Below are 12,954 nucleotides of genomic sequence, written 5' to 3' on the forward strand. Positions count from 1 at the left end.
CTTTTTAAACATCCATATCAATAGAAGTTTAAAAGGGAGGATCGAGAGAACCGAGCAGGTCGAGGCGCATTTGACAGGAGGACACGGAATGTAGCTTTCCTACATGAGTACCGCACTGGCAATGCAACGACGACATGCGACAGTTATCTTGACCGGACCTTTTAAACATCCTCTACTAGTGTTTGAAATGACGTACGCCAGTGAAAACCATCGCAATCCCATACGCATCTGCCATCTTAATAGAATCTTCATCACGGATTGATCCGCCTGGCTGAATGATTGCCGTAATTCCTGCTTTTGCTGCTTCTTCTACTGTATCTGGCATTGGGAAGAAAGCATCAGATGCAAGTGCGCTACCTTGTGCTTTTTCGCCAGCTTGTGTAATTGCGATTTTTGCAGAACCTACACGGTTCATCTGTCCCGCGCCTACACCAACTGTCATGTTATCATTCGCTAAAACAATTGCATTTGATTTCACATGTTTTACAACTTTCCAAGCTAGTTTTAAATCTTTCCACTCTTGCTCTGACGGTTCACGTTTTGTCGGAATTGAAATTGTACTTTCATCTAATGATAACGTATCTTCCTCTTGAACAAGAAGACCACCTTGTACAGAAGTTAATTTTTTGCTTGCGCTTATCGCTTTTTCAATATCTACAGTTAGCAAGCGTAGGTTCTTCTTGCTTTGCAATACGTCTAAAGCTTCTTGCGAGAACGAAGGAGCGATAACAATTTCTAAGAAAACTTCATGTAACTTTTCAGCTGTTGCTTTGTCAATTTCACGATTTGCTGCGATAATACCACCGAAAATGGATACTGGATCTGCTTCATAAGCGCGTGTGTATGCTTCATGAATATCAGTTCCTACTCCAACACCACATGGATTCATATGTTTTACCGCTACTACTGCTGGTTCTGTAAATTCTTTCACGATACTAAGCGCTGCATCTGCATCGTTAATATTGTTATAAGATAGTTCTTTACCGTGTAATTGTTCTGCATATGCAACAGAAGAAGTTACAGCGAATGGTGCTTTATAGAATGTTGCTTTTTGATGTGGATTTTCTCCATAACGTAAATCTTGTTTTTTCTCAAATGTCACTGTTAATGTTTCAGGGCTTTCTTCACCCATTTGCTCTGTTAAGTAGTTAGAGATTAACGCATCATACGCCGCTGTATGACGGAATACTTTCGCTGCTAATTTACGTTTCGTTTCTTCTTTTACTTCACCGTTCTCTTTCAGTTCTGTTAATACAACATCGTAATCTACTGGATCTACAATTACCGATACAAATTTATGATTTTTCGCAGCAGAGCGAATCATTGTTGGACCACCGATATCAATATTTTCAATTGCATCAGCAAATGTTACATCAGGCTTAGCGATTGTTTCTTTGAATGGGTATAAGTTAACAACAACAAAATCAATTGGCTCCATACCTAACTCATTCATTTGCGCTACATGCGTTTCATTATCGCGAACTGCTAATAGACCACCATGAATATTTGGGTGTAATGTTTTTACACGACCATCCATAATTTCCGGGAACCCAGTTACTTCAGAAATACCGATCACTTGTAAGCCGTTTTCTTCTAGTAATTTTTTCGTACCACCTGTTGATATAACTTCGATTCCTTGTTCTAGTAAACCTTTAACAAATTCTACTACTCCTGTTTTATCTGAAACACTTACTAATGCACGCTTTTTCATCTATCCTTCACCCCTGGTTGTATGTTAGTTAACAGTTGGTTCTTTCACAGATTGAACAATTTGATTCACTGTATTTACGTATAATTTATGTTCAACTTGTTGAATTTTCTTTTGTAAGCTTTCTCTCGTATCCCCTTCAGAAACAACTACCGCTTCTTGCGCAATAATTGGCCCTGTATCCATACCTGCATCTACATAATGAATCGTTACTCCAGTTACTTTCACACCTGCTTCTAACGCTTGACCAACAGCATCTTTCCCTGGAAAACTTGGTAATAGTGATGGATGAATATTAATAATCTTTCCGCCGTAAGCTTCTAGTAAAGTTGGTCCAATTAAACGCATATATCCAGCTAAAATAACATAATCAATTTCATACTCTTCTAGCTTCTTTAATATTTCTTTTTCAAACGCTTCTTTTGACTCATATGTTTTCGCTGAAAAAGCGAAACATGGAATATGATGATAATGTGCCCGTCCAACAGCACGTGCTTCTGGTTTATCACATACTAATAAACTAATATCTGCATCTAATCTTTTTTCTTCTACCGCATTGATAAGAGATTGAAAGTTAGAGCCGCTCCCAGAAGCAAAAACTGCTAATCTACTCATAGTGCCGCTCCCCCATTAAAGGTAACGCCAGCCCCTTGTACAGTACGTCCAATAATACTAGCTATTTCTCCTTGCTCTTCAAGAAGACGAACGATATCTTTTGCCTCTTCTTCCTTCACTGCTACTACCATACCAATACCCATGTTAAAAATATTGAACATTTCTTTTTCTTCTAGTTTTCCAACTTCTTGAAGCAAACTGAAGATCGGTTGAATTTTCCAAGATCCCAATTCAATTTCTGCACCGATTCCTTCTGGTAACATACGTGGAATATTTTCAATGAATCCGCCACCTGTAATGTGTGCCATTCCGTATACTTCATATTTCTTCAATAGTTCTAAAATAGGTTTGACATAAATTTTCGTTGGTTTTAATAATTCTTCACCAAGAGGTAGTTCTAAGCGTCCGTAAATGCGATCTAAAGATAGTGCTCCATCTTCAAGTAATACTTTTCGTACTAAAGAATAGCCGTTACTATGAATACCGCTAGATGCTAAGCCAATTAATACGTGACCAGCTTCAATTTTTTCACCTGTTACAATTTTCTTTTTATCAACAATACCAACTGTAAAACCAGCTAAATCGTATTCTTCTGTAGAATACATCCCTGGCATTTCAGCTGTTTCTCCACCAATTAATGCACAACCAGCTTGGCGACAACCCTCTGATATACCTTTGACGATGTTTTCAATTTTACTAGGTTCAGCTTTACCACAAGCAATATAATCAAGGAAGAAAAGCGGCTCTGCTCCTTGGACAACAATATCATTTACACACATTGCTACTGCATCAATACCAATTGTGTCATGTTTATCTGCCATAAAAGCGAGCATCAATTTCGTTCCCACGCCATCTGTTCCAGATACTAATACAGGTTCTTCTAATGCAAATTTTGATAGATCAAACATACCTCCAAAACCGCCTAAACCGCCTAGTACTTCTTTTCTCATTGTTGTTTGTACGTGTTTTTTCATGCGAGATACCGCTTCATATCCAGCTTCAATATCTACTCCTGCTTGCTTATATGCATTCGCCATCGTTATCTACACCTCGTCTTTTAATTTCTCCCTATCTAGGGCCGGCCGTTTTAAGAAAGAAGCTAGCTTCTACATCAAAAGAAGTAGAAGCTTTTTTCTTCTTATTTCATACTTTCTAAAAGCTCTTGCTCATAATCATAAAGAGCTGTTGGGTAATCTCCATTGAAGTACGCCATACATAGACCGCCGTATTTCCCTTCATATGGATGTCCAATTGCATCTACTAATCCATCTTCACTTAAAAATGTTAATGAGTCTGCACCGATTATTTCACGAATTTCTTCTACTGTATGATTTGCTGCAATTAATTCTTTTCTTGTTTGAATATCAATGCCATAGAAACATGGATATTTCAGAGGTGGTGACGCAATTCTCACGTGAACTTCTGTCGCTCCAGCCTCACGAAGCATGCGAACAATTCGTTTACTTGTTGTTCCTCTTACGATAGAATCGTCAATCATAACAACTCGTTTTCCTTCAACTACACCTCTTACTGCTGAAAGTTTCATCTTAACCCCTTGCTCTCGCAGTTCTTGAGAAGGTTGAATAAACGTACGTCCAACGTAACGATTTTTAATTAATCCTAACTCATATGGAATGCCTGTTGCTTCAGCATAACCAATTGCTGCCGAAATACTAGAGTCTGGCACGCCAGTAACAACATCCGCTTCAATAGGAGCTTCTGCCGCCAAACGTTTTCCCATGTTTTTACGTGCTGCATGGACGTTAATGCCTGCAATATTAGAATCCGGACGTGCAAAGTAAATGTACTCCATACTACAAATTGCATGATCTACTTCATTTGTAAAACGATCTACGTGAATTCCTTCATCATTGATGATAAGTAGTTCACCTGGTTCTACATCACGAATGTATGTTGCACCTACTACATCAAAAGCACATGTTTCTGATGCTACAACGTAAGCATCCCCCATCTTTCCAATTGAAAGAGGACGGAATCCATTCGGATCTAGCGCAACGATCATTTCATTTCCAGTTAGTAAAAGATATGCAAACGCACCTTTCACTTTATTTAGAGCCTCTTTTACACTCTCAATTAACGAATCTTTCGTACTACGTTTAATAAGATGTAAAAGTACTTCTGTATCTGAACTTGTTTGAAAAATACTTCCCTCTGCTTCTAATTCGCGGCGAAGCATTTTTGCATTAATTAAATTTCCGTTATGAGCTAATGCCATACTATGATCAGAAAAACGGAATAATAATGGTTGAACGTTAGCAACTTCACTTCCACCAGCTGTCGCATATCTTACGTGTCCAATTGCTGATTTTCCGTTTAAGCCTTCTAGCTCACCTCTTGAAAATACTTCCGATATTAAACCTAATCCCTTGTGACCGACAATTTTCTCGCCATTATTTACGACGATGCCTGCGCCTTCTTGTCCACGGTGCTGTAAACTATGCAATCCGTAATACGAAACTTGTGCTGCATTTTCATGCCCCCAAATTCCAAAAACGCCACATTCTTCATTTAACCCCTTTATTTCAGCAAGCATGGGATTGCCCCTTTCCAAGCCTTTCTCATTTCATCTACATTTGCTGTAAGCAATACTTCATTTTCTTCATTATGAATTGTTACTTCATTTGTATTTGTCACTTCTCCAACTTGAATTGCTTCTACCGATTTCTCGAACGCTTCTTTATTTTCACGTTTTACAGTTATAACGAAACGAGATTGTGATTCAGCGAATAATGCGGCTGTTGCTTCTCCATCTAATTTCACAGTAGCACCTAAACCTTTTGCACCAATGGCACTTTCAGTAATTGCTACTGCTAAACCACCTTCTGCAACATCATGAGCAGATTGAACAAGGCCAGCTTGAATTGCTGCTAATACTTGTTTTTGACGCTTTAATTCTACATCTAGATCGATGCTTGGTGATTGACCGAAAATTTTGCCGTAAATCATTTTCTGTAATTCACTTCCACCAAACTCAGCTTTCGTCTCTCCAATTACATAAACTAAATCGCCAGCTTGCTTAAACTCTTGTGTTGTTACATGTTTTAAATCGTGTACAAGTCCAACCATCCCAACTGTCGGTGTTGGATACACTGCTTCACCACTACGTTCGTTATACATTGATACGTTTCCGCCGATAACTGGCGTTTGTAATGTACGACAAGCTTCACTCATACCATCTACTGATTTCTCAATTTGCCAGAAGATTTCTGGTTTTTCTGGATTACCGAAGTTTAAGCAATCTGTAATTGCAAGTGGCTCTCCCCCAGAACATACGATATTACGTGCTGCCTCTGCTACTGCAATTTTACCGCCCACTTCTGGATCTAAATAAATGTAGCGAGAGTTACAATCTGTCGTCATTGCTAATCCTTTTTCTGTACCGCGTACACGTACAACTGCTGCATCTGAACCTGGTGTAACAACTGTGCTTGTGCGAACTTGATAATCATATTGATCATAAACCCACTCTTTACTTGCAATCGTCGGTTGTTGTAATAGAGCGAATAACGTTTCTTTATAACTTTCTACTTTTGGCGTTTCCATTTTCATTGCCTGGAATTCAGCAAAGTATGCTGCTTCTTTTGATGGTTTATGATAAATTGGTGCTTCTTCTGCAAGAGCATCTGCTGGTACTTCAGCTACCTTTTCACCTTTATGGAATAAGCGAAGCATTTTGTCTTCCGTTACTTTCCCCATCGTAACGGCTGCAAGACCATACTTCTCAAATAAATCTACTATTTCTTGCTCTCTACCCTTTTTCACAACGATTAGCATACGTTCTTGTGATTCAGATAGCATCATTTCATATGGTGTCATTCCTGTTTCACGCTGTGGTACATCATCTAAGTACATTTCAATACCCATTCCCGCTTTACTTGCCATTTCTGCAGAAGATGATGTTAAACCAGCTGCACCCATATCTTGAATTCCAACAAGTGCATCCGACTGAATAAGTTCTAAGCAAGCTTCAATAAGAAGTTTCTCCATAAATGGATCTCCTACTTGAACTGCTGGGCGCTTCGCTTCTGAGCTTTCAGATAACTCTTCAGATGCAAATGTTGCACCGTGAATACCGTCACGACCAGTTGATGCTCCTACATACATTACTGTATTTCCAGCACCGTGCGCTTGCCCTTTTTTAATATCTTCATGATTAATTAAGCCTACACACATTGCATTTACAAGTGGATTTCCTTCATAACATGGATCAAACTGTACTTCGCCGCCAACAGTCGGAATGCCAATACAGTTACCGTATCCTGCAATCCCTGCTACTACTTCTTCGAATAAATATTTCACACGTGGTGACTGTAATTCACCGAAGCGAAGTGAGTTTAATAGAGCTACTGGGCGTGCTCCCATAGAAAATACGTCACGGATAATACCACCAACGCCTGTTGCCGCTCCTTGATATGGTTCAATAGCAGATGGGTGGTTATGACTTTCCATTTTAAATACAACCGCTTGATTATCACCGATATCTACGATTCCAGCACCTTCCCCAGGTCCTTGCAAGACGCGCTCACCTGTTGTTGGGAATTTTCGAAGCACTGGTTTTGAATTTTTATAACTGCAATGTTCAGACCACATAACAGAGAATAATCCTGTTTCTGTATAATTTGGCAGACGGCCTAAAATCTTTTCAACCATGGCAAACTCTTCGTCTGTTAGCCCCATTTCCGCATATATGCGCTCTTCTTTAATTTGTGTTGGATTTGGTTCAAGCATTAACGACATATGTTTCCCTCCACTGTTTTAAGATAGATTGAAAGACTTTTAACCCTTCAGCACCGCCAAGTAATTCATCTACAGCACGCTCTGGGTGTGGCATCATACCAAGTACATTTCCTTTTTCGTTTACAATACCAGCAATATCTGAAACGCTTCCATTCGGATTTTCTACGTAACGGAATGCGATTTGATTATTCTCTTCTAATCTTTTTAGCGTTTCTTCATCACAATAGTAATTCCCCTCACCATGCGCGATTGGAATATTGATTACTTCATCTTTTTCATATTGTGATGTAAACATCGTTTCATTATTTTCAACACGCAACTGAACAGTGCGACACATAAATTTTAAATTTTCGTTTCTCATTAACGCTCCTGGTAGTAATCCTGATTCAACAAGAATCTGGAATCCATTACATACACCTAAAATCGGCTTTCCTTGCTCAGCAGCTTTTTGCACTGCTTTCATTGCATTCGCGAAGCGAGAAATAGCACCGCAGCGTAAGTAGTCACCGTAAGAGAATCCACCTGGTAGTAGAATTGCATCATATTCATCTAAATTCTCTGTATCGTGCCAAACGTAATCTACTTCTTCGCCGAGCTCATCTTTAATTGCATGGAACATATCAACATCACAGTTCGAACCTGGAAATACTATTACGGCAAATTTCACTGTGCGACAACCTCCTCAACTTCATAACGGAAGTCTTCCATTACAACGTTTGCTAATAGTTTTTCACACATTTCTTTTACCTTTGCGTCAAGGTCAGATACCGACTTATCAATTGTTAGTTCCATGTACTTTCCGATTCGAACGTCTTGCACTTCTGTAAATGAAAGACTATGAAGTGCTCCTTTTACCGCTGTTCCTTGTGGATCTAATACGCTTTCTCTTAATGTTACATATACCTTAACTTTATACATGTGAAATTCCCCCTAAACGTTTTAAAATCTCTTCATAAGCATCTGTTAAATTTCCAAGATCGCGACGGAATACGTCTTTATCAAACTTTTCATTGCTCGTTTCATCCCATAAACGGCAAGTATCTGGTGAAATTTCATCCGCTAAAATAATTTCTCCTTCTTCCGTTACACCAAACTCTAATTTGAAATCTACTAGTCTTACACGACAGCTTGCGAAATGATCAATCAACACTTGATTGATTTGTAGAGCCATTTCTCGTAATACGCTTACTTGCTCTGGCGATGCAACGTTTAATACACGAATATGATCTTCCGTTACAAGCGGATCTCCTAAATCATCATCTTTGAAGTAAAATTCTACGATTGGTTCTGCAAGTACAGTTCCCTCTTCCATTCCTAAGCGTTTTGAAAGACTTCCTGCAATTACATTTCTTGTGACAACTTCTAAAGGAATAATACTCACTTTTTTAACAAGTTGCTCTATCTCAGATAACTTCTCAATAAAATGTGTTTTAATTCCTACTTCTTGTAACTTTCTGAACAATAAAGTTGTAATCTCATTGTTCAAACGACCTTTTCCTGTAATCGTCTCTTTTTTCTCCCCATTGAAAGCAGTCGCACTATCTTTGTACTCTACCCAAACCATATCTGCTGATTCTGTACGATAAATTCTTTTTGCCTTACCTTCATACAGCAATTCTAGCTTTTGCATTTCGCAAGCCCCCTGTAGTTTGAAAAATGTGAATAATGTTTTTATAAAGAATGGCACAGAATGACTCTATTCTGTGCCATATGAAATTTTACGCTTCGTTTAACCCAAGGCGTTCAAAGATTGTATCAACGTGTTGCATATGATGCTCATAGTTGAAACATTCATTAATTTCTTCTTGTGATAACTTGCTCGTAATACGCTCATCAGCTTCTACAAGCTCTTTAAATTGTACTTGTGTTTCCCAAGCTTCCATCGCTTTAGGCTGTACGATATCATAAGCTTCTTCACGTACCATACCTTTGTCGATTAATGTAAGCATTACACGCTGAGAATAAATTAAGCCGTATGTTCTTGTCATATTGCGTTTCATATTCTCTGGGTATACAGTTAAGTTTTTAACGATATTACCAAAGCGATTTAACATGTAGTTTAATGCGATTGTAGCATCTGGTAAAATTACGCGTTCTGCCGAAGAGTGAGAAATATCACGTTCATGCCATAATGGAACATTCTCATACGCTGTCATCATATAACCGCGGATAACACGAGCTAAACCAGTCATATTTTCTGATCCGATTGGATTACGTTTATGTGGCATTGCAGAAGAACCTTTTTGCCCTTTTGCGAAAGCTTCTTCAACTTCACGTGTTTCACTCTTTTGTAAACCACGGATCTCAACTGCCATCTTTTCAATAGATGTTGCAATTAGTGCAAGTGTTGACATGTAATGAGCATGGCGATCACGTTGCAATGTTTGTGTTGAAATTGGTGCTGCTTCTAACCCTAAGTTTTCACAAACATACTTTTCTACGAATGGATCGATATTTGCGTATGTACCAACCGCACCAGATAATTTACCAACACGAACTGTATCAGCAGCTTGCTTGAAACGCTCTACGTTACGTTTCATTTCTTCATACCAAAGACCAAGTTTTAAACCAAATGTTGTTGGTTCTGCATGAACACCGTGTGTTCTTCCCATCATGATCGTATACTTATGCTCTTTCGCTTTGTTAGCTAAAATGCTTACGAAGTTTTCTAAGTCTTTTAATATGATTTCATTCGCTTGTTTTAAGATGTAAGATAACGCTGTATCTACTACGTCTGTAGATGTTAAACCGTAATGAACCCATTTACGTTCTTCGCCTAATGTTGGTGTTTCTGATACAGCACGAGTGAATGCAACTACGTCATGACGTGTCTCTTTTTCAATTTCATAAATACGATCAATATCAAATGATGCATGCTCACGAATTTTTTTAACATCTTCTTTTGGAATATCGCCAAGCTCAGCCCATGCTTCACAAGCTAAAATCTCAACTTCTAACCACGCTTTAAATTTGTTCTCTTCCGTCCAAATTGCACCCATTTCTGGGCGTGTATAACGACTAATCATTTTTTTCCCTCCAACAGTTGTTCTTGATGGTCCCAAATTTGCAAACTCTTCGCTTTTTCTAGAGCGACTTCAATATTATCATTTAAAATATTAACATGCCCCATTTTTCGCTGCGCTTTTGCTTCTTCTTTTCCATACAAGTGTAAATAGCACCCGGTTAATCTATTCACTTGTCTTAGGACCCCTTCTATATGTTCGCCTAAAATGTTTACCATGACAACTGGTTTTAACAAATTTGTTTCTCCAAGAGGTAAATTACAGATTGCTCGAATATGTTGACCGAATTGACTCGTTTCACATGCATCCTGTGTATAGTGGCCTGAATTGTGAGGTCTTGGTGCTAATTCATTAATGTAAATCTCACCATTAGCTGTAGCAAACATCTCTACCGCTAGTGTTCCCACAAGCTCTAATTCATCCGCGAGCACTTTTGCATAAGCAATTGCTTTTTGAGAAAGTTCTTCTGTAATGCGAGCTGGAACGATAGATTCATGCAAAATGTTATTTACATGAATATTTTCCGCTACCGGAAATACTTTCGTTTCACCACTTACACTACGAATGACAATAACTGATACTTCTTTTTCAAAAGGCACCCATTTCTCTAAAATACACTCTGCTACATTTGCAAGCTCTCGCGCCTTATCAACGTCAGCTTCACTTCTTAAAACAACTTGACCTTTCCCATCATATCCGCCTGTCGTCGTTTTTAATACAGAAGGATATGATAACTCAGTGATTGCTTCAGTAAGCTGATCTTGATTTTGAACCAATCTATACGTTGCTACTGGTAGCCCAGCTTTCTCAATTGCATTCTTTTCTGTAAAACGATTTTGCGTTTTACTTAACAACTGACTGCCTTGCGGTAAGTAAGCATGTTTTTCAAGCCATTGTAAACATCTATAATCAATATTCTCAAATTCATATGTGACAACATCACTGATCTCCGCTAAATGCTGAATTGCTTTTAAATCGTCATATGATGCAACAATCTCAATATCAGCAACTTGTGCACATGGTGAATTTTTTGTAGGATCTAAAACAGCAATTTTATATCCCATCTCTTTAGCTGCCAATGCCATCATTCTTCCTAGCTGGCCGCCTCCAATAATGCCGATTGTTTTTCCAGGTAAAATGATTCTCGTCATACTAGCTCACTACCTTCGCGCACATCTTTTTCAATTGCTTCTCTTCTCAATTCTAATGCATCATGTATATCATCATGGAATGATCCAAGTATTTGTGCAGCAAGTAAACCAGCATTTGTTGAACCAGCCTTACCAATTGCAACAGTTGCAACCGGAACCCCTCCTGGCATTTGGACGATGGATAATAATGAATCTAAGCCGTTTAACGCTTTTGATTGAACTGGAACTCCGATTACAGGAAGATTCGTCTTCGCTGCAACCATCCCTGGTAAATGCGCTGCTCCACCAGCTCCAGCAATAATAACTTTCAATCCACGTTCACGAGCCGTTTCTGCATATTCAAACATATAATCCGGAGTCCGATGAGCTGATACAACTTTTTTCTCATACGGTATATTTAATTCATCTAAAATGTCACAAGCATATTTCATTGTTTCCCAGTCTGACGTGCTTCCCATTATGACTCCAACTAGTGATTTCATATTAGAATCCCCCCGATTCAAATAAAAAAAGCCTGAAATAGAACAGTTTCTCTTTTACTATGAGAGAAAGTGCTCTACTCAGGCATACGTATCCCTTGTGAATAGAAAAATACCGAGTGACTTTCCCTCATAGTCTAACGAATAACGGTCGTTAGGTAGAGACTTGCAGGCCATATCCCCGCGATTATATGAGGTCTTATATATTATTCTTTCTATGGCTATATTAACAATATTTCATAAACAATGTCAACAAATAATCGAATGTTTTTTTATTACTTACCAATAACGTTCGTGTTTTAGTTATATTCAAAAGGATAATTGTAACTATATGCAAGAAGGATAAGAAATTAGAACATAGATTTCTAGAAATCTATCGTACATATAATCGCTTATATTCATTTTATTTATAAGGAGAACAATAACAAAAAACAACTACACTCTTTCACATTTATTCCTTTGTATCGCAGTCATTGCTGTAATGATCGAATACTCCTTTATATCATCACACTTTTAACGTTCCCTATCATAGGGATTATTTTAGGAGCACTTGGAAAACCTGAAAAACAAAAAATCATTGCTATTACTTTGAATAGCCTTATTAGGGTTATATAAAAATAAACACAAAAAAACCTAAGTCGAATCGACTTAGGTTTTTGCTTGGCGACGTCCTACTCTCACAGGGACAAGGTCCCAACTACCATCGGCGCTAGAGAGCTTAACTTCCGTGTTCGGTATGGGAACGGGTGTGACCTCTCTGCCATCATTACCAGACTATTGAAGGTATATTCCTTCAAAACTAGATAACATTTGCTTCATATTATATGGTTAAGTCCTCGATCTATTAGTATTCGTCAGCTCCACATGTCACCATGCTTCCACCTCGAACCTATCAACCTGATCATCTTTCAGGGATCTTACTAGCTTACGCTATGGGAAATCTCATCTTGAGGGGGGCTTCATGCTTAGATGCTTTCAGCACTTATCCCTTCCGCACATAGCTACCCAGCTATGCCCTTGGCAGAACAACTGGTACACCAGCGGTGCGTCCATCCCGGTCCTCTCGTACTAAGGACAGCTCCTCTCAAATTTCCTACGCCCACGACGGATAGGGACCGAACTGTCTCACGACGTTCTGAACCCAGCTCGCGTACCGCTTTAATGGGCGAACAGCCCAACCCTTGGGACCGACTACAGCCCCAGGATGCGATGAGCCGACA

Annotated in this window: 11 protein-coding genes, 2 rRNA genes and 1 riboswitch; all 13 genes read right to left on the reverse strand. The window is 38.8% G+C overall.

Annotated elements, in window-relative coordinates:
• Window positions 1–175: 175 nt before the first annotated feature.
• The gene (purH, locus tag PDL00_RS33970; RefSeq protein ID WP_270733781.1) at window positions 176–1,711 is read right to left on the reverse strand and encodes a bifunctional phosphoribosylaminoimidazolecarboxamide formyltransferase/IMP cyclohydrolase; all 1,536 of its coding nucleotides are present in this window, start codon (window positions 1,709–1,711) and stop codon (window positions 176–178) included.
• Between the two features lie 24 nt (window positions 1,712–1,735).
• Complete coding sequence (purN, locus tag PDL00_RS33975) at window positions 1,736–2,323, reverse strand: phosphoribosylglycinamide formyltransferase (RefSeq protein WP_242257259.1); 588 nt, start codon at window positions 2,321–2,323, stop codon at window positions 1,736–1,738.
• Complete coding sequence (gene purM, locus PDL00_RS33980) at window positions 2,320–3,360, reverse strand: phosphoribosylformylglycinamidine cyclo-ligase (RefSeq protein ID WP_061680301.1); 1,041 nt, start codon at window positions 3,358–3,360, stop codon at window positions 2,320–2,322. The genes purN and purM overlap by 4 nt, the downstream gene beginning before the upstream one ends.
• A gap of 101 nt (window positions 3,361–3,461) precedes the next feature.
• Complete coding sequence (purF, locus tag PDL00_RS33985; protein WP_242257261.1) at window positions 3,462–4,877, reverse strand: amidophosphoribosyltransferase; 1,416 nt, start codon at window positions 4,875–4,877, stop codon at window positions 3,462–3,464.
• On the reverse strand, window positions 4,862–7,081 hold the full coding sequence (purL, locus tag PDL00_RS33990; RefSeq protein ID WP_270733782.1) for a phosphoribosylformylglycinamidine synthase II: 2,220 nt from the start codon (window positions 7,079–7,081) through the stop codon (window positions 4,862–4,864). The genes purF and purL overlap by 16 nt, the downstream gene beginning before the upstream one ends.
• Window positions 7,065–7,748, reverse strand: a complete 684-nt coding sequence (gene purQ, locus PDL00_RS33995; protein ID WP_048375606.1) for a phosphoribosylformylglycinamidine synthase subunit PurQ — start codon at window positions 7,746–7,748, stop codon at window positions 7,065–7,067. Before purQ ends, purL begins: the two co-directional genes overlap by 17 nt.
• Complete coding sequence (gene purS / locus PDL00_RS34000; protein WP_000278820.1) at window positions 7,745–7,999, reverse strand: phosphoribosylformylglycinamidine synthase subunit PurS; 255 nt, start codon at window positions 7,997–7,999, stop codon at window positions 7,745–7,747. Before purS ends, purQ begins: the two co-directional genes overlap by 4 nt.
• Complete coding sequence (gene purC, locus PDL00_RS34005; RefSeq protein WP_242257263.1) at window positions 7,992–8,711, reverse strand: phosphoribosylaminoimidazolesuccinocarboxamide synthase; 720 nt, start codon at window positions 8,709–8,711, stop codon at window positions 7,992–7,994. Before purC ends, purS begins: the two co-directional genes overlap by 8 nt.
• An 88-nt stretch (window positions 8,712–8,799) precedes the next feature.
• A complete protein-coding gene (gene purB, locus PDL00_RS34010) occupies window positions 8,800–10,107 on the reverse strand; it encodes an adenylosuccinate lyase (protein WP_000625686.1) in 1,308 nt (435 codons plus the stop codon).
• A complete protein-coding gene (gene purK, locus PDL00_RS34015) occupies window positions 10,104–11,255 on the reverse strand; it encodes a 5-(carboxyamino)imidazole ribonucleotide synthase (protein WP_242257264.1) in 1,152 nt (383 codons plus the stop codon). The genes purB and purK overlap by 4 nt, the downstream gene beginning before the upstream one ends.
• Window positions 11,252–11,737, reverse strand: coding sequence for a 5-(carboxyamino)imidazole ribonucleotide mutase (gene purE / locus PDL00_RS34020; protein WP_000839367.1), 486 nt, complete (start codon window positions 11,735–11,737; stop codon window positions 11,252–11,254). Before purE ends, purK begins: the two co-directional genes overlap by 4 nt.
• A 110-nt stretch (window positions 11,738–11,847) precedes the next feature.
• A riboswitch (purine riboswitch) is annotated at window positions 11,848–11,949 on the reverse strand.
• 443 nt (window positions 11,950–12,392) lie between these two features.
• Window positions 12,393–12,508: ribosomal RNA gene (rrf, locus tag PDL00_RS34025) — 5S ribosomal RNA — on the reverse strand.
• A gap of 50 nt (window positions 12,509–12,558) precedes the next feature.
• Window positions 12,559–12,954, reverse strand: a 23S ribosomal RNA gene (locus PDL00_RS34030); the annotation flags it as partial.

This window comes from Bacillus cereus group sp. TH152-1LC (assembly GCF_027710505.1).
Taxonomy (GTDB): Bacteria; Bacillota; Bacilli; order Bacillales; family Bacillaceae_G; genus Bacillus_A; species Bacillus_A mobilis.